Annotated in this window: 17 protein-coding genes; 13 read left to right on the top strand and 4 right to left on the bottom strand. The window is 46.4% G+C overall.

The window, feature by feature from the left end; all coding sequences use genetic code 11:
* Positions 1 to 17 precede the first annotated feature (17 nt).
* Entirely contained in the window at positions 18 to 815 is a 798-nt protein-coding gene (locus WQ57_RS23680; RefSeq protein WP_046526104.1) for a 3D domain-containing protein, read from the bottom strand.
* Between the two features lie 250 nt (positions 816 to 1065).
* Here WQ57_RS23680 and WQ57_RS23675 point away from each other — a divergent pair, with 250 nt between their 5' ends.
* From WQ57_RS23675 to WQ57_RS23660, 4 genes are all read left to right on the top strand, one after another.
* The gene (locus WQ57_RS23675; protein WP_046526103.1) at positions 1066 to 1557 is read left to right on the top strand and encodes a hypothetical protein; all 492 of its coding nucleotides are present in this window, start codon (positions 1066 to 1068) and stop codon (positions 1555 to 1557) included.
* A gap of 346 nt (positions 1558 to 1903) precedes the next feature.
* Positions 1904 to 2674 carry an AAA family ATPase gene (locus WQ57_RS23670; RefSeq protein ID WP_173427607.1) on the top strand — a complete coding sequence of 257 codons (771 nt, stop codon included), beginning with the start codon at positions 1904 to 1906 and terminating at the stop codon, positions 2672 to 2674.
* Positions 2661 to 3308 (top strand): YdeI/OmpD-associated family protein, encoded by a 648-nt coding sequence (locus tag WQ57_RS23665; protein ID WP_046526101.1) that lies wholly within the window; start codon positions 2661 to 2663, stop codon positions 3306 to 3308. Before WQ57_RS23670 ends, WQ57_RS23665 begins: the two co-directional genes overlap by 14 nt.
* 14 nt (positions 3309 to 3322) lie before the next feature.
* Positions 3323 to 3784: a FixH family protein gene (locus WQ57_RS23660; protein ID WP_052948864.1), complete on the top strand. Its 462-nt coding sequence runs from the start codon at positions 3323 to 3325 to the stop codon at positions 3782 to 3784.
* A gap of 146 nt (positions 3785 to 3930) precedes the next feature.
* On the opposite strand, the gene WQ57_RS23655 is transcribed toward WQ57_RS23660, so the two are convergent.
* Both WQ57_RS23655 and WQ57_RS23650 read right to left on the bottom strand, forming a co-directional pair.
* Positions 3931 to 4569: a TVP38/TMEM64 family protein gene (locus tag WQ57_RS23655; protein ID WP_046526100.1), complete on the bottom strand. Its 639-nt coding sequence runs from the start codon at positions 4567 to 4569 to the stop codon at positions 3931 to 3933.
* A gap of 121 nt (positions 4570 to 4690) precedes the next feature.
* Positions 4691 to 4933: a hypothetical protein gene (locus WQ57_RS23650; RefSeq protein WP_052948863.1), complete on the bottom strand. Its 243-nt coding sequence runs from the start codon at positions 4931 to 4933 to the stop codon at positions 4691 to 4693.
* 196 nt (positions 4934 to 5129) lie between these two features.
* Here WQ57_RS23650 and WQ57_RS23645 point away from each other — a divergent pair, with 196 nt between their 5' ends.
* From WQ57_RS23645 to WQ57_RS23625, 5 genes are all read left to right on the top strand, one after another.
* Positions 5130 to 5594: a hypothetical protein gene (locus WQ57_RS23645; protein ID WP_156183218.1), complete on the top strand. Its 465-nt coding sequence runs from the start codon at positions 5130 to 5132 to the stop codon at positions 5592 to 5594.
* Positions 5595 to 5805: 211 nt separating this feature from the next.
* On the top strand, positions 5806 to 6567 hold the full coding sequence (locus WQ57_RS23640) for an NAD-dependent epimerase/dehydratase family protein (protein ID WP_046526098.1): 762 nt from the start codon (positions 5806 to 5808) through the stop codon (positions 6565 to 6567).
* A 191-nt stretch (positions 6568 to 6758) separates the two neighbouring features.
* Positions 6759 to 8285: a spore germination protein gene (locus tag WQ57_RS23635; RefSeq protein ID WP_046526097.1), complete on the top strand. Its 1527-nt coding sequence runs from the start codon at positions 6759 to 6761 to the stop codon at positions 8283 to 8285.
* Positions 8286 to 8309: 24 nt separating this feature from the next.
* Positions 8310 to 9404 (top strand): Ger(x)C family spore germination protein, encoded by a 1095-nt coding sequence (locus WQ57_RS23630; RefSeq protein WP_046526096.1) that lies wholly within the window; start codon positions 8310 to 8312, stop codon positions 9402 to 9404.
* A 19-nt stretch (positions 9405 to 9423) separates the two neighbouring features.
* Positions 9424 to 10524 (top strand): GerAB/ArcD/ProY family transporter, encoded by a 1101-nt coding sequence (locus tag WQ57_RS23625; protein ID WP_046526095.1) that lies wholly within the window; start codon positions 9424 to 9426, stop codon positions 10522 to 10524.
* Between the two features lie 39 nt (positions 10525 to 10563).
* Here the strand turns inward: WQ57_RS23625 and WQ57_RS23620 are convergent, their stop codons facing one another.
* Positions 10564 to 11673, bottom strand: a complete 1110-nt coding sequence (locus WQ57_RS23620; protein ID WP_052948862.1) for a type I phosphomannose isomerase catalytic subunit — start codon at positions 11671 to 11673, stop codon at positions 10564 to 10566.
* 192 nt (positions 11674 to 11865) lie between these two features.
* On the opposite strand from WQ57_RS23620, the gene WQ57_RS23615 reads away from it, so the two are divergent.
* The 4 genes from WQ57_RS23615 to WQ57_RS23600 all read left to right on the top strand — a co-directional run bounded on the left by WQ57_RS23615 (position 11866) and on the right by WQ57_RS23600 (position 16596).
* Positions 11866 to 13170: a Gfo/Idh/MocA family protein gene (locus WQ57_RS23615; RefSeq protein ID WP_046526094.1), complete on the top strand. Its 1305-nt coding sequence runs from the start codon at positions 11866 to 11868 to the stop codon at positions 13168 to 13170.
* A 245-nt stretch (positions 13171 to 13415) separates the two neighbouring features.
* Positions 13416 to 14363, top strand: a complete 948-nt coding sequence (locus WQ57_RS23610) for a carbohydrate ABC transporter permease (RefSeq protein ID WP_046526093.1) — start codon at positions 13416 to 13418, stop codon at positions 14361 to 14363.
* Between the two features lie 6 nt (positions 14364 to 14369).
* Positions 14370 to 15206: a carbohydrate ABC transporter permease gene (locus WQ57_RS23605; protein ID WP_046526092.1), complete on the top strand. Its 837-nt coding sequence runs from the start codon at positions 14370 to 14372 to the stop codon at positions 15204 to 15206.
* A gap of 46 nt (positions 15207 to 15252) precedes the next feature.
* Positions 15253 to 16596 (top strand): ABC transporter substrate-binding protein, encoded by a 1344-nt coding sequence (locus WQ57_RS23600; RefSeq protein WP_046526091.1) that lies wholly within the window; start codon positions 15253 to 15255, stop codon positions 16594 to 16596.
* Positions 16597 to 16683 lie beyond the last annotated feature (87 nt).

Below are 16683 nucleotides of genomic sequence, written 5' to 3'. Positions count from 1 at the left end.
AACTGGGGGCTTTCCTCTTATTCTACGATTGTGACTTTAACTTGCTTCCTTCCCCATGCGAGTGCATCGCTTTGTTCAGGGATGAATACATCGATTCTGTTTCCTTTGATTGCTCCGCCGATATCTTCAGCTGTTGCATACCCATACCCCTGCACGTACACTTTTGAACCAAGCGGGATGACAGATGGATCTACGGCAATGACTTTTGCATTTGGATTGGCTTTCAGGTCAACACCTGTTTTCGTGATTCCGATGCAGCCTTCGCAGTCAGCTGTATAAGCTGTTGCTTCGACCATGATTTCCTTGCCTGAAGGGGCAGAAGTCTGGGCTGCCGCAGTTTGTGCAACTGGAGCCTTTGCTTTTGCCTGTGCTGTTGTTTTAGCTGGTGCTTTTTTCGCTTTGGCTGAAACATTTTGAACGTTTTGAGCTTTTTCTGTTTTTACAGGTACAGCATTATGTACGTCCGTATAAATGGTTAATGCCAAACCAGGGTGGATCAGGTCGGATGATAGAGAGTTCCACTTCATCAGATTATCCACTGATACTCCATAGACTTGAGAAATATTCCAAAGGGTGTCCCCTTTACTTACCAAAACTGTTTTGACTGGTGAAACTTCGAGCGTTTGATTTGGATGGATCACGTCACCTGATAGATTGTTCCATTTTTTAATGGATGCAACGGATACTCCGTATTGTTTCGAAAGACCGTACAGGGTGTCACCCTGTTTGACGACGACTTGTTCTGCTTGCACGCTTCCCGCGGCTGTGATAAAGAATGCCGCTGCTGCAATCAAAGATAAAAATTTTCGTTTCATTTTTCCTTGCCTCCCATCGGCTTTCTTTTGACTACGATGATTATACTAACATAGGAGTCTTACAATAAAAGGACAACGAGATATAAATTGGGTGACGAACATAACAGCCCTGTAACACAATGTAACAAATTTCGAGGCCTGTAATATCTGGTTTCCCGAGATTTGAAGATGATTCCTATCGTGCTTAAATGGTAAGATGGTAGTATTCGACACAGCACCGTCTGTACAAAATGCGTATGGGGGATGAAGCATGGCTGGCGTAAAATCTGTAACAATCGATGGGGAAAGCATCTATCTATTCAACAGTGCACTCTATGTTTTCGAATCGTCCAAAGGGTGCAGCCTGGAATTGGATATGATCGTAAGCGAAGTGGTTTTGCGAAGATACAAGGACAATGAAAGCCACATTATTGAAATAGAATTGGAAGATAACAGAGTCATAAGTTCGTTCATGTTTTTAAAAATAGTGCCGGGGAGGCTGCCGCACCTGAACTTGTTCTGCGACCTTGAAGACCCGGACGAGTATCCCGGCCTGCTCAAAGTGCACGAAAACGACCTGGAGTTCCCAGACATCGAACAAGGCATCACGCTCGAGGAAATAAGGAAAGTGGAAATGCCCAATGAGAAGGTCACCTTGAAGCTGACGCTGCCGATTGACCAGGTCGAGTGGCTGAAGGAGCAGAAAACGAAGGAATTGAATGCCCTTTTTAGGGAATGGCTCGGAGAACACCTGAAAAAGTGAGAGAGGATGGCCTGTGCAGGCTGATTTTCATTAATTGAATCCGTTATGCAGCGAATTGCTGCGATTATTTGGGGTATTCCCTCATCCACGGGGCGAATTGGGATCCATTTTCTCCGGCATTGCCTCGATCATGCGGGGGTTGCATCAATTATCTCCGGAATTGCATCAATGACTAAAAGTATTGCATCAATTATTGACGGGATTGCGTCAATTATCTGGCTTATTTGAAAAACCTGTGTCTAAACTGTGACAAGGGGCAAATCCCCGCCTTTCAGCATGCCACCACTTTAGGATTTTCCACAGGCAAGATGCTAAAATAGAAGAAAACAAGTTCGGAGTATTGCTTATGTTACCTGCACAATATGTGAGAAGAGTAAGTTTAAAAAGAGACATCATTCCTTCCTACAGCCAGTACCCATTCAGCCTTCCGAGCGTGAAGGGGATGGACGAGCTGCCCCTTCACCCAAAAGTGACTTTTTTCATTGGTGAAAATGGCATGGGGAAGTCGACGCTGCTGGAAGCGGTGGCGGTTGCTCTGGGTTTCAACCCGGAAGGAGGAACCTTCAACTTCAATTTCTCCACCTACGACTCCCACTCCAAGCTCGCGGACTATCTAAAACTGGTCAGGGGAGTAGACAGGCCGCGGGACGGATTTTTCCTGCGGGCCGAAAGTTTTTACAATGTTGCTTCAAATATTGAAGAAATGGATCAAGAGCCTGGCTTGCCCAAAGTCATCGACTCGTATGGCGGGCTTTCGCTCCATGAGCAGTCGCATGGCGAAGCGTTCTTTGCGACCTTCCTTCATCGTTTCCGCGGCGAAGGGATCTACATACTGGATGAACCGGAGGCCGCGCTGTCGCCGTTGCGGCAAATGTCGATGCTCACAAGAATCCATGATTTGGTCCGGAGCAACTCGCAGTTCATCATTGCGACCCACTCGCCCATCATCATGGCCTACCCGGATGCTGTGATTTACGAGTTCAGCGAAGACGGCATCCATGAACGAAGACTGGAAGAAACGAATCATTACCGCCTTATGAAGCAGTTTTTTGAAGATAAAAACAGGATGCTTCACCATTTATTAGAAGAAGAAGGAGCCGGACATGACGATTATTGAAAAACTGAAACTAGATAGATTCACCAATATGGCGGTCGTCAACCAGCCTGAGGACTATCACCTGTTTGCACACAGCCCGCTAACGCAAAACCATGATGGAATTTTTATCTTTGTTGAAAATATCGATGAGATGGCGGAGCACACCAAGGCGATTGTGGAAAACGATCAGCTACTGGCAGAGAAAGGCTATCTCTATTTTGCCTACCCAAAAAAGGGCAACAAGCGCTATGACACCTACGTTCACCGCGATGAAATCTTTCCGGCACTGAAGGTTGGGGAAGATGGCTATGTGGGCAGCAGCGATATTAAATTTGCCCGAATGGTAAGCATGGACGATGTGTTCACCGTTGTTGGCCTGAAGCGTGAAAAGAAGAAGGCTGTGAAAACGCCGGCTGCGAGCCAGTGCGTCGGGGATTATGAGGACAATGTAAAGGATGTGGAAGCACTGCTGGCTGACCATCCGGAACAGCTCGCTTTTTACCAAAGCCTGACGCCAGGCTACAGACGCGACTGGGCGCGCCACATCTTCTCGGCGAAGCAGCAGCAGACCAGGGAAAAGCGCCGGCAGCAAATGGTGGAGGTTTTGGCGCAAGGGTATAAAACGCTGGATTTATACCGGTTAAAAAAGAAATGAAGGGTGAGAACAAGTTGAAAAAATATGTTGTTTTGATGCTGACGATCTTATTGTTCCTGGCAGGGTGTGGGTCCAATAATGACGATTCCAGCCAGGCCGGGGAGGTTCCTGAGATCATTGAAGTCACCATCCTGACGCCTGACAGCCTGAACCCGAACGAAGAGGTTTCGCTTGAAGCCAAGGTGACACAAGGAGACGAAAACGTCGAAGATGCCGCCGAGGTCAAATTTGAAGTCTGGAAATCAGGAGAAGATGAGCGTGAAATGCTGGAAGCCCAACACCAAAGCGAAGGCGTATATGTTGTCAGCAAAACGTTTGAATCAGAAGGCGTCTATAACATCGTCGCCCATGTAACCGCGAGGGATATGCACAACATGCCGAAGAAGGAAGTGACCGTCGGCAATCCGGAAGCCGGGGCCGACCGCCATGAAGAAGAAGGCCACCACGATGAATCGGAAAGTGAACACAGCCACTAAGAGGCAAGGGGACGGTTCTCCTGCCTCTTTTTTTAATATAATTTTCGGGCAAGGCCTTAATCAAACGTTTGATTAAATTTGAAAGACCACATAAGGGCTCATCCAGTGGTGCCTGGGATAAAATGAGTTCCTTCCCGGCTGGAATGCTATTTCGGCAAAACGACCTTTGCTTTTGACTTGTACCACCAGCGGTATAAAAGGAGCACAAATGTCAGAAAGCCGGCATAAAGCGTGATTCCGGCCAACAGCGAAGAACGCGGAGCAACCAGCTGGCTCCCCAGGTAGGCGTAGGCGACCATACCGGGAATTTTCCCTATCATGGTTGCCGCTAGATACGTTTTAAACGGCATCATGCTCAGTCCTGAATAGATATTGACCACAGGCGGCGGCACGATGGGAACAATCCGGCTGAACAAAACCGCAATAAACGCATTCTGGCTGATAATCCGGTCGAACTTCCTAATGCCGTTGAAACGGGAAATATAGCTTTGGAACCTGGTTACGAAAAAATGGCGCGACAGCATAAAAAAGATCGCCGAGGCTCCCACGGATCCCACCCAGTTGATGCAGGCTCCGATCCAAACCCCATATTTCGCTCCCATCAACCCGGCGAACACACTAAATGGAACAACCGGAACAACCCCAAAGAAAACTCCCAGCAAAAACATCAAAGGCAGCTGGGTCATATCCCCGCGGTTTAGCCACTCCAGCAGGGATTCCCTGTATAAAAAAGCAATCAAAAGAAGGATTCCATAAAAGAAAACAAACACAATAGCCTTTTTCATCAGAACGACTCCCTGTCAGCCAATTACAAGGATTATTTCCGATTTTCACGCGAATTATAAGCAAGGGGACGGTTCTGGTGCTTCATTTTTGAAGATGAAGCATCAGAACCGTCCCTGTGTTTTAAAACAGTCGGTCTGGAGACAGTTTTCCTTTTATAATGAGTTTTTCCCTTTTTTTATCGCGCCAAATGTCGATGATCAGGACGAGTGTATAAGCTAGCAGTATGTTGATGATGGTTCCTCTTAATAGCTCGATGAGCACCGCAATCATCCCGCCATCAAGAAAAACAAAAAACAGGCTGATTCCCAGATAAAACAGGTAGCCAACTAACATGAGCTCCACCAAAGCCAATGCTCTCACCATTCATCCTCCTTGTTATGTAGATTTTCCATTACCCGGTTTCCCTTTTTAAACGAGTTGAAACCCGCCAGGCAGAGAACAGGCCCGTGGTCCTAGTTGAGTGTCTTTTAGGAAATGGAAGAGAAGATAGCAGATTCCTTAGTAGTGCATGAAAAGTTTTCCCTATAGAAACAAGGCTTCCTCTCTTGGAAAATGGGGGGTGGAAGCCCATTTTCACAGGAAAGCTGTAGAAAAGGTCCTCCATCAAGTGGATGGAAGCCCGTTTTCGCAGGAAAGCCGCAAAAAAGGTCCTCCATCAAGTAGATGGAAGCCCGTTTTCGCAGGAAAGCCGCAAAAAGGGTCCTCCATCAAGTGGATGGAAGCCCATTTTCGCAGGAAAGCCGCAAAAAAGGTCCTCCATCAAGTAGATGGAAGCCCGTTTTCGCAGGAAAGCCGCAAAAAGGGTCATCCATCAAGTGGATGGAAGCCCATTTTCGCAGGAAAAAAGCAAAAGAGGTCATCCATCAAGTGGATGGAAGCCCATTTTCACAGGAAAGCTGTAGAAAAGGTCCTCCATCAAGTGGATGGAAGCCCGTTTTCACAGGAAAGCCGCAAAAAAGGTCCTCCATTACAAGGTTCTCCCCCATATTTCGCACCGAATGATTACCGGGTCCTTGCCCAGTAGCAGACACTCTAATCCCAGTCACTTTATGTCACTTCTATTACTGCTTTCCCATTTTACGGAAAACTCCAGCGTAACTCAATATTAAGTTTGCAGATCAACGGTTTTTCTCAGAAGGTTGGGGCACCTCCCCTCCTACCTAACTTTAAATAGCTGTGAATGTTTTCCACTAACATGGGTAAATTTAGGTAAATGCTAGAAATGGAGGGCCACCATGAAGAAAAAAATAACCATCATCGGCGGTGCGGGGACCATCGGCACGGTGCTGCAAAAGGGGCTTGGCGATAAATACGAATTTGTCATTCTGGATCAAAACTTTCCAGAGGAAACGGAAAATGCGATCAAGGTCGATGCTACTGATTTTGACGCACTTTTACAAAGCATTCCGGAGGACACGGACGCGCTCATCAACCTGCTTACCATCAAAACCGACAATGATTTATGGGATGTGGATGAATTTTACCAGATGACCTCGATCCATTTCATGGCCTCTTTTTATGTGCTGCATGCGGCGGAGAAGCTCGGGATTCCGAAAGTGGTATTCGCTAGCAGCAACCACACCACCGATTATTACGAAAACGGCGGCATCTCCAAGCTGGACAGGGAAATCAACATTCACGATTATCCTTATTCCCGCGGTCTTTATGGAGTGCTGAAGCTTGCCTCCGAGAATATCGGCCACATCCTCGCCCGCAAAAAGGACAGCTCCCTCTCCGTCATCAACCTGCGGATTGGCACCGTCCATCCCGAAGAAGAGAAGGCCGTAAAGGAAGACGAACGCCTCCATCACACGCTGCTGACCCATAAGGACGCTGTCCAGCTTTTTGACCTGGCGCTGGAATCGACCGTCAAATATGGCACCTATTATGGAGTCTCGGACAACCCCGATAAACCATGGTCGACCGAAAATGCGTGGAAGGAGCTTGGGTTTGTTTCGCAGGAAAATGCCATCGATATCTTAAAAAAGGACGTTTAAAGAATGTTACATTCTAACTTTGTCTTTTATCAATGCATCAAAAGGACCGGGAGGCGATACCCGGTCCTTTTGATTTTTATTAGGATTAGTGAACTCCGACCCTTCTTTCCTTATGCTTTGAACATAATTCCAGTTCTGTTGTTGCATACTACATCTACCATAAGGAAATTTTTCACAGGCTAGGTGGAGAAATGCTGAGAAGGAAAAGAGTCAAACAACAACAACCCACAAGAGGTTACGAAACGACAGAAAAAACGATAAAAGAAGTATTCGAAAAGGCAAAGAAGTCAAGTGACTTTTCAACCATCACACCAATTGAAAAAGACCATCCTTTACAAATCAGTTTTTATAAAACACTAATTGATCCCAACATTTTTCAAAAGTCCGTTTTGCCTTTTTTAAAGGAGAAGGCTTCTGAGGTAAAAGAACTCTCTGATTTAAAAGATGTCGTTCCAATCGATGACATCAAAGTCAAACAAGACCCCTTGGAAGTGGAAAAGGCTCTCCATGAAGGTGCGATTGTCCTCTATTTTAAAGACAGCATGAAGGAATTCGCCCTCTTAAGCATTTCACATCCCAGATTAGGTCAACGCGAAACGAATGATACCCAAAATGAATTCAGTGTGATTGGACCAAAAGTTGGTTTCATTGAGGATATAACCACCAATCTCCATTTAATACGGGACCATCTGAGTACTTCGGATCTGATCTATGAGGAGGTCACCATTGGCACAAGGGCAAGGACAAAGGTAGTTATCGCCTACCTGGATGGGGTTACCAACCCCGGGTACGTAAACACCGCCAAACAGCGACTTAAGGAACTTGACATCGATGTCTCCTTTGACAATACCCAGCTTGAACAATTAATTTCCGATCATAGCTCGACTCCTTTTCCTTTATTTATAACGACAGAGCGGGTGGATCGTACGGTAGGAGCACTTATACAAGGACAAGTTGTTCTTATTAGTGATAAATCCTCCTATGCGGTCATTGGGCCAGCCGCATTAATGGATTTTTTTTCAAACCCGGAGGATTTTTACCTTCCATCTGTCATCGCATCGTTCTTTAAGTTGATCCGGATATTTGGGATGTTGTTTTCCATATTTGCCACACCCTTCTATGTGGCAATCCTAACCTTTCATTATGAAGTAATCCCAAGGGATTTATTAGGTCCGATTATCAATTCACGGGCTAATGTTCCCTTCCCGCCTGTAATAGAGGTGTTATTTTTGGAAATCACCATTGACCTGCTGAGAGAAGCAGGGGCCAGGCTGCCAACGAAAATTGGGCAAACCCTTGGGATTGTCGGGGGCATCGTAATCGGGCAGGCAACGGTTGAAGCAGCGCTTACAAGTAATGTTTTGTTAATCATTGTCGCCCTATCAGCATTGTCTTCCTTTACAACCCCAATTTATAAAATGTCCACTGCGGTCCGGCTGTTACGGTATCCTTATATCCTGTTTGCAGCTAGTTGGGGAGGCTTAGGCATCTATGTGGGACTACTCTTTTTAATCGGGCATTTGGCCCGGCTAAAATCTCTAGGAGTCCCGTTTATGCTTTCGATTTACCCTTATCGAAAAGGTGGACTCGCCAATTCCTTTGTAAGGCCCAATTATGCAAAATCCCAAAAGCGTCCTTGGTATTTGCGGCCCTTGAGTGTCAAAAGATATTCTCCGGCAGCAGATAAAGACCCGGAAGAAGGGCTGAATACGGAATAAATTTTTCGCAAAAAGGCTGGATGAATGATGAAAAAGTGGAAAAAGCCTCTCATTTTAATCGTATTATGCGTTTGTATCTTTGGTCTTTTGGGCTGTAATCGGACGAGGATCATTGACCAGATTAGCATTGTCCATGTTTTTGGGTTCGATCAGGCAGAAGATGGAGAACTCATTGGAACAGCCTTAGTGCCTAATTACACGACTAGCAAAAGCGGTGACGACATTCAATTTTACGAAGAAAAAACATCGACCAGTGTCTTGTTTGCCCCGAAAATGGCGAGCCAGACTAGTACTCCCGTGGAACTGGGAAAAATCCGGGTGCTGCTGTTCGGGAAAAGCTATGCGGAAGCAGGCATTGGAGAAATGGTGAGGCGATTCATTCTTAATCCTCAAATCGGAACAAATATCCAAATCGCTGTCTCGACGGAATCCGCTAAGAAAACGCTGAACGCATTGAAACAGGAAAAATCCCTTACGTTAGCTGAACGGATCCAGCAGAATATGCAAGGACAGTATCTCCCCAGAATGAACCTTCATGTTTTTCTGAATCGCTTTTATGGAGAAGGAGTGGATGCCTATGTTCCCATGCTGACCATCGGCGAACAAGAGCGGGTAAGCGTTGATGGGATAGGAATCTTTGAGGATGATCACTTAAAGCTCCAGTTAAATCCTGAACAAACGACCGTATTTTCATTTATTGAAGATGAACAGACACAAGCAACTTATAAAATGGACCTGGAAGGGAAGGAGCGCAGAGAGATCCTGGCGGTTCGGGCTTTTAAGAGTAAAAGCAACTGGGATTGGAATTCGAAGAAGGAGCGATTGCATCTTGGTTTGCAGCTGCACGTGACCCTGACTCAGATTCCAGATCGGTATAGTGTGGAAAATGAGAAAGATGTAATGGAGATGAAGAGGATTGTTGAAAAAAGGTTAGAAAAAGAGATGGCGGATTTATTTGCACTCTTGAAAGAAAATGGAGTGGATCCTCTTGGAATTGGAAACATCGTGCGATCAAAGGATAAGTCCTGGAAGGAAACATCCTTTTATGAGAAGTATCCTGCATTGCCGATTTCTGTAAATGTTGATGTGCAATTCTTACATTCTGGCCTTGAAGGCTAATCTTTAAGGATGGATTCTTATGAACTCAATAGTGAAAGAAAATAAAATGGTATCGCCCTACTTTCTGTTCTATCTCATGCATTCCACACAGACTGGGATTGTAATTCTATCCTTTCAGTCAAATATCATTAAAGGAGCAGGCCATAATGCATGGCTGTCAGTCCTGGCAGTGGGTTTAATGATGCATGTTCTCTTTTTAATGATGTTATATATCCTGAAGCATTCAAGTGCTGGAGATCTCCTGTCCTTCCACAGGGATGTTTTTGGGAAGGTTTTTGGCGGAATGCTGAATCTCATCATGGCAAGCTATTTTTCCATCCTTAGTCTATATACTTTTTATACCTATATTGATGTTCTCCAGATATGGGTGTTTGATGGAATACCCAGCTGGGAATTCTCCCTGCTCTTTTCTTTTCTCATTTATTACATCGTTTCGGGAGGGTTCAGGGTTGTAACGGCCATTGCTTACTGGGGAGTGGTCATTCCCAGTTTCCTGCTCTTTTCGCTGTTATATTTGTTCAATTATGTTGAGTTTTCCTATCTCGCCCCTATCTTTAAATCTGGCTGGAAAGAATATTTCATTTCCGCGAAAGAAGCGGCACCGCTCTATATAGGATTTGAAACGGTACTCATTTTTTTTCCGTTTATCAAGAATAGGGAAAAGTCATCCAAATGGGGACACTTGGGATTGCTTTATTCAACCTTTGTCTATACGGTCATCTCGCTCATCACATTTTTGTTCTTTACGCAGGAAAAGCTGAAGAATTTAGCGTGGCCAACTTTGACCATGATTAAAATCATGCAGTTTCCATTTCTGGAGCGGTTTGAGTTTATTTTTATTTTCACATGGCTGTTAGTGATTATGCCTGTGATCTGTATCTATCTGTGGTCGGCGATCCGGTCGATAAAATGGACGGTCCCAAAGGTGAAGTCGACGTACCTCTTAGTGGGTTTGCTTGCAATTTTCCATATTGTGAACAGCGAGTTTGTTGATATACGATATGGCCAGCTTTTCGCCAAATTAGTCCACTATTGTGGGCTCGTCTTCCTCTTTGGCTATGTTCCGTTCCTGTTTTTGATTGCTGTTGTCAGGAAAAGGATGAACAAGAAAGAGCATTGAAAAATCATCAAAATCAATGAAATTTCAATGCCCTTTTGCTTATCCAACCTGCGGGCCGAACAATCGCAATGCCATAATTGGCTCATCGCCTTGATTCTCTATCGTGAACGAGGCCACGCCTGCAGGAATAAACAGCTGATCGCCCTTTTTCACGCTCTGCTGCGTACCATTTGTGGTCAGCGCACCCTTACCCGAAAGAATGTACACCCCGTAAAACACCCCATTCCCGGAGATCTCCGCTTTCTGTTCCACTTCCACCATGGTCATTCGGAAGCAAGGAGTTTGCTTGTAGCCGATGATTTCAATTTCTCTGCTGCCGTCACCTTCCCGCAAAACAGCAGGTTCTACCTGCCATCTTTTCAGGGTCTCCTCCCGGTCCAATGTCTCATACCTAAAAATATCAAACATCTTTTCAAAGCCTATTCCCTGGTGGATCAGGTAATCTTCAATCTCCAGCCCGGACGGAGAGGTTCTTTCCATGCGGATGGTGTAATCGGTCGGTTCCTGGATTTCGACGAGCAAGCAGCCAGCCCCAATAGCATGCGGAGTGCCTGCTTCAATCAGGAACGTATCGCCATGCTGGACATCATACTTGTGCATGCAGTCCAGCATGCCTTGGACGTCCTGCTGATCAAACAGCGTTTTCCATTGCTCCCTTGTGACGCCGGGCTTGAAGCCGACATACACATGTGGAACTGCTCCATTGATTTCGCGGCCGCCGACAAAATGCCAGCATTCCGTTTTCCCGTATGCTGAACCGAATAGCTCCAGCGCTTTCTCCTTGTCCGGGTGGGTCTGGATGATCAGGCGTTCGGCCGAATCGATCAGTTTCACGAGCACGCCAGTCTTATTGCCGAATTTTTCCGTGTGGGCTTTTCCTAAAAAATCCTCAGGGCTGGCATCCACCAATTCTTTTAAGGTGATATCCTCATCAGGGAGGTCCACCTTGTTTAAGCCGTCCTCTTCCCGGCCGGCTGTGCGGCTGGAAACCACCGAAATCATCCATTCCTCCGGATAGTGGCTGTCTTTCGGCTCTGCTGCCCCATGCAGCTCCTCGATGAGCTTTCCACCGAGATACGTCCTAAGCGACCGGGCGGGGGATAGCTTGATGGGTTTTGTTGCACTCATTGCTGCTTTGCTGATGGTCATGTCTTTAACCTCCTCTACTTTTATTGTAGGTGGTAACGCTTCCCTAATTAATGAAAGATTTTAAGATAAACCGTTAAAATTTTAAGCATGTTGCCGTATACGTTGAGAGGATAGAAGGTTAGGAGTACACTAAATTCAAACAAGGTGGCGAAAAATGATAACGTTAACATTTTGGAGAAGGAGGCTTGAACCATGAAAAAATACGCTATTTGCGGGGTCAGCAACCGGGTATTGACCATGTTCATAGGCCCGCTGGTGAACGAATTTTCACGGGGAAATGAGATTGTAGGTTTGCTGGATGCAGACCCGCTCCGGTTTCAGGTCTGCAAGGAGAAGTATCCGTCCCTGATACACGTTCCAGAGTTCTTACCGGAACAATTCGAAGAGATGAATGAGCAGACCAAGCCAGACTGCATCATTGTCGCCGGCCGGGACGACACCCATGTTGACTATATTTTAAAAGCGCTGCAGCACAACGTGGATGTGATCACCGAAAAGCCAATGGTCACAACGGCAGCAGACGCCAGAAGAGTGATGGAGGCGGAGGCCGATAGTGAGGCAGAAGTGGTTGTCACTTTTAATTACCGTTACAGTCCGTTTCATCGAAAAATCAAGGAAATGATCCTTGAAGGCAAGCTGGGCAGAATCACTTCGGTCGACCTGAACTGGTACATCGATACATTCCATGGCTCGAGCTATTTTAGAAGGTGGAACCGCGACCGGGACATTTCCGGAGGATTGTCGATCCATAAGTCGACCCACCATTTTGACTTGGTAAACTGGTGGCTGGGGCAGAAGCCTGAAGAAGTCTTTGCGTATGGAAGCTTGAATTACTTCGGGCCAGAGGGTGAACTCAACCCGCAGAAAGTGCCGAGCCGTTTTTGCGGAACCTGTGATGTTCAGGACAGCTGTGCCTACTTCCGACGCTGGAACCCGCGCAGCGGCAGCAGCCAGGTGCGCGATGACCATTTGCTCGCAGGGGTGTTCGAAGAGATTCCGTATACAAGTTACCGGCCGGACGCCTGCATTTATGATGAAGAAATCGCCATTGAGGATACGTATGTGGCGGCGGTTAAATATGACGGCGGAAGCCTGCTGAGCTATTCGATCAATTTCTCCGCTCCGTACGAAGGGTACCGGCTGGCGATCAATGGTACAAAGGGTAGGCTGGAAACGACCGAGTTCCACGAGCCATCCCGGATTCCATTCCAATACCCTGAGCAGACCATCGAATACTTCCCGCTCTTTGGCGCCAGGGAAACCATTGAACTGGTAAAAAACCCGGGCGGCCACGGCGGCGGCGACCCGCTTTTATTGGAAGACCTTTTCCTCGGGCCCGACCCGGCACGCAGCTATCCTATTCTAGCGGGGGCAGAGGCTGGCGCCTATTCGATCGCGGTCGGGGAAGGCGTGTGGCGATCGGTGAAGGAGAAGAAGCCGATTAAAATAGAAGAGTTGCTTTTGCCATCGAAAATCGCTGGCCAGCTTAATGGGTAAAACAGGTAAACCAAAACCCAGTCCGAATCCCGTCATCCACCCCAACCTCCCCGCACAAAAACAGCCTGAACGCCCGCCAACAAGGGGTGCTCAGGCTGTTTTTGCTTGTATGTTCCATTAAAAAACTCGCCCCCCACCAAAGTATTATCTAAAATATCTTAAAATTTTAATCAATTACCTTAAAATCTTTAATTATCCAAGAAAACGTTTTCATCTACAATGTAGTCAGGAAGGAGGAAAACTACATGAGTTATCCACAAAGCGCTACTGATACAGTTGTTAAAAGCAAGAAGGCGGTGAATAAAAACAAAAAGAAAATAAAAAGTGAGAAAGTCATTCCTTATCTTTTTATTTTACCTTCTTTTCTAATCATTCTTGGTTTCCTGTTTTATCCGATCGCTACAGTCTTCTACTATAGTGTCCAGCATTATGATGTTTCTGCCCCATACTATAATGGCTTCGCGGGTCTTGAAAACTTTGTCAACATCTTCACCCAGGACAAGATGTTTGTTCCGAGCTTGATCAACAGTGTGAAATGGGTGGTTGCAGAAGTTGGCCTTCAGTTAACTTTCGGTATGATTCTAGCACTCCTATTAAACCAAACTTTTAAATTCAGGGGTTTTGTACGTGCGGTTGCGTTTATCCCTTGGGCTATCTCCGGTGTACTTGCATCCGTTATGTGGTCGATGATGTTCAACGAACATATGGGTGTTATCAATGATATGCTGATGAAAGTCGGCCTCATCGATGAACCGATGGCCTTCCTCGCAAGCACGTCGACAGCCTTTGGAGCGGTGGTCATCGCGGAACTATGGAGGGGGATTCCTTTCTTCGCCATCACCCTGCTTGCTGCCCTGCAAAGCATTCCGAATGAATTATATGAAGCGGCTAATGTGGATGGTGCGAACCGATGGAAATCCTTCATCTATGTCACTCTGCCGCAACTGAAAAACACAATCGTCCTGACAACACTTTTAAGGGTTGTCTGGGAATTCAATAACGTTGACTTGATCTTTAACCTGACGGGCGGTGGTCCGGCTCACTCAACCACCACGCTCACCATGTACATTGCCGACCTGGCTGTCCATGGAAGCAATTTCGGCTACGGCTCGGCTTTGACAGTCATTTCCTTCGGGATCCTGCTGATCTTCGCTGTCCTCTATCTGAAACTATCCCGTTATGAAAAGGAGTGATGCCAGATGTTTACGAAAAACAAAAAGATGGACAGGATCCTGACCCTGTATCTTCCATTGTTCATGATGCTCAGCTTCACATTGTTCCCGATATACTGGACCATCAACACGGCCCTCAAGCCTGAAGGCGATATCGTCAAACGGCCGCTGCAGTACCTCCCGGCCAATCCAACGGTTGAAAACTTTGTATACTCGTGGACCAATATCGGGTTCGCGACATTCTTTAAAAACAGCTTGATTGTCGGCATCTCTACCGTTATCGTGGTTCTTATCTGCTCGACTCTGTCAGGCTATGCCCTGGCTCGCTACCAGTTCAAAGGAAAGCGCAGCTTCCTCTTAATGCTGCTTTGTACACAATTTATCCCAAGATCGATGATGATTATTCCATTGTTCATCATCTTCAAAAACCTTGGGCTGATCTCAAGCCCGCTTGCCCTGATCATCACGTATACGGCGATTGAAATTCCGTTTACGACGATTCTGATGAGCGGATTCATCTCCAATGTCCCTAAGGAACTGGAAGAAGCCGCGATGATTGATGGCTGTACAAAATTGCAGTCGCTAAGGCATGTTGTTTTCCCGCTCCTGCTGCCTGGAATTGTTGCAACTGGAGTTTTCACCTTCATCTACACATGGAATGAGTTTTTGATTGCGCTGATGCTGACGAACCAGCAGTCGAAGTTCACTCTCCCTGTCGGATTGAGCTCGATGCTAGGGGAGTTCAACGTCAACTATGGCGCTCTTGCGGCCGGAAGTGTAATCGCTTTAATTCCTGCAGTTATATTGTTTGCCTATGCGCAGAAGCACCTGGTCAACGGAATGGGTGGAGCTGTCAAAGGCTGATCAATATATAAAACATTGCTTTATAAACAAAAAGGGAGGCAATAACATGTTTAAAAGGAAATGGTCAACTTCTGCTCTGGCAATGACAATGGCTGCCAGCCTGGCTCTTGTGGGCTGCGGCGGCAGTGAAGAAACTTCTTCCAATACAAAAGAAAAGGCAGCACCAAAAAGCGATGAGCCTGTAACAATCACGTTCTGGGATGAAAACGCCGGCCCTGAGCGTACCCCGCTTTGGGAAGAAGTCATTAAGCAATTCGAAGAAAAGAATCCGAACATTGACGTCGAATATGTCGGGATTCCGAATAAATCAGCAAAATCCAAGTATGACGCGGCGATTGCCGCCGACGATCTTCCCGATGTAGGCTCTGTCCAGACAACCTGGCTGCCTGAATTCTCAATCCGCGAAGCTTTGCTTCCGCTTGATGAGTATTTCGAGAAGTCGGATATCAACGGCAAAATCAACCCAAGCGCCATCGAGTTCAACAAAAAAATCACCCAGGACAACAAGCTTTATGGAATTCCGTATGCACAGAACCTGGATACCATCTGGATCCGTACAGACTGGTTTGAAGAAGCTGGCGTAGAAGAGCCGGATACATTTGATGAGTTCTTTACTGCCATTGAAAAAATGACTGACAAAGCCAATAACCGTTACGGTTACACTATCCGCGGCGGCGCCGGCGGTTCCTTCCAGCTTCAGCGCCTGATGTTTGCCTACAGCGGCCTTGACTACTTCAATGAAGATGGCAAGCCAAACATCAATGCACCGGAGCATGTTGAATTTGTTGAAAAGTATCTGTCCTACTATGAAGACTACACTCCTAAGAGTGACATCACAAACGGCTACAAGGAAATGATCGCCGGCTTTGACACTGGTGTTGTAGCCATGGTCCACCACAATGTTGGTTCTTACGGCGAGCACAAGAAGTCGCTTCCGGAAGGTTCTTTTAAAACCATTCCGCTGCCAAAAACAGCTGATGGCAAGTATGTCGCTGAAGGTGGAAATGCTGTCAACGTCGCAGTCTTCAAATCTGCTGAAAATCCTGATGCAGCCTGGAAATTTGTTGAGTTCATTAACTCTGCCGAAGCACAAAGCACATGGAATGAGTCTACTGGCCAAATCCCGACCAACTCTGATGTATTAAGCGACGAGTGGGTACAGAATGCACAGCATATCAAGGTTGCGTTCGAAGTGTATGAAAACCCTGAAACCAAGCTTTATGAGCCGCCATTCTACCTGCCAGACTACCGCTCCATCCTTGACAGCATCGTTGACCCTGGCATCCAGTCCGTCATGAGCGGAAAAATGACGACTCAGGAATTCCTTGATGAGTGGGCAAAAGCAATCGAAGACTCCAAAGCAAAATACGACGAAACGTTCAAAAAATAGGTTTTATAAGATTCGGAGGGGGATTTTGTCCCCCTTCGATTCACATTTGGCTTTTGCTGCCAGTTAAATCGCAACTAAAACCGATGG

It is taken from the genome of Mesobacillus campisalis, from assembly GCF_000986785.1.
Taxonomy (GTDB): domain Bacteria; phylum Bacillota; class Bacilli; order Bacillales; family Cytobacillaceae; genus Mesobacillus_B; species Mesobacillus_B campisalis.
Note: the sequence above shows the minus strand (reverse complement) of the source record. Positions and strands in the feature narration are given on the sequence as shown.

Excerpts from the sequence above, each read along its gene's own strand:
- WQ57_RS23620 (WP_052948862.1), bottom strand. The coding sequence starts at position 11,673 with ATGACCATCAGCAAAGCAGCAATGAGTGCAACAAAACCCATCAAGCTA.
- WQ57_RS23640 (WP_046526098.1), top strand. The coding sequence starts at position 5,806 with ATGAAGAAAAAAATAACCATCATCGGCGGTGCGGGGACCATCGGCACG.
- WQ57_RS23635 (WP_046526097.1), top strand. The coding sequence starts at position 6,759 with ATGCTGAGAAGGAAAAGAGTCAAACAACAACAACCCACAAGAGGTTAC.
- WQ57_RS23630 (WP_046526096.1), top strand. The coding sequence starts at position 8,310 with ATGATGAAAAAGTGGAAAAAGCCTCTCATTTTAATCGTATTATGCGTT.
- WQ57_RS23605 (WP_046526092.1), top strand. The coding sequence starts at position 14,370 with ATGTTTACGAAAAACAAAAAGATGGACAGGATCCTGACCCTGTATCTT.
- WQ57_RS23600 (WP_046526091.1), top strand. The coding sequence starts at position 15,253 with ATGTTTAAAAGGAAATGGTCAACTTCTGCTCTGGCAATGACAATGGCT.
- WQ57_RS23670 (WP_173427607.1), top strand. The coding sequence starts at position 1,904 with ATGTTACCTGCACAATATGTGAGAAGAGTAAGTTTAAAAAGAGACATC.
- WQ57_RS23655 (WP_046526100.1), bottom strand. The coding sequence starts at position 4,569 with ATGAAAAAGGCTATTGTGTTTGTTTTCTTTTATGGAATCCTTCTTTTG.
- WQ57_RS23610 (WP_046526093.1), top strand. The coding sequence starts at position 13,416 with ATGAGTTATCCACAAAGCGCTACTGATACAGTTGTTAAAAGCAAGAAG.
- WQ57_RS23650 (WP_052948863.1), bottom strand. The coding sequence starts at position 4,933 with ATGGTGAGAGCATTGGCTTTGGTGGAGCTCATGTTAGTTGGCTACCTG.
- WQ57_RS23675 (WP_046526103.1), top strand. The coding sequence starts at position 1,066 with ATGGCTGGCGTAAAATCTGTAACAATCGATGGGGAAAGCATCTATCTA.
- WQ57_RS23665 (WP_046526101.1), top strand. The coding sequence starts at position 2,661 with ATGACGATTATTGAAAAACTGAAACTAGATAGATTCACCAATATGGCG.
- WQ57_RS23625 (WP_046526095.1), top strand. The coding sequence starts at position 9,424 with ATGAACTCAATAGTGAAAGAAAATAAAATGGTATCGCCCTACTTTCTG.
- WQ57_RS23615 (WP_046526094.1), top strand. The coding sequence starts at position 11,866 with ATGAAAAAATACGCTATTTGCGGGGTCAGCAACCGGGTATTGACCATG.
- WQ57_RS23680 (WP_046526104.1), bottom strand. The coding sequence starts at position 815 with ATGAAACGAAAATTTTTATCTTTGATTGCAGCAGCGGCATTCTTTATC.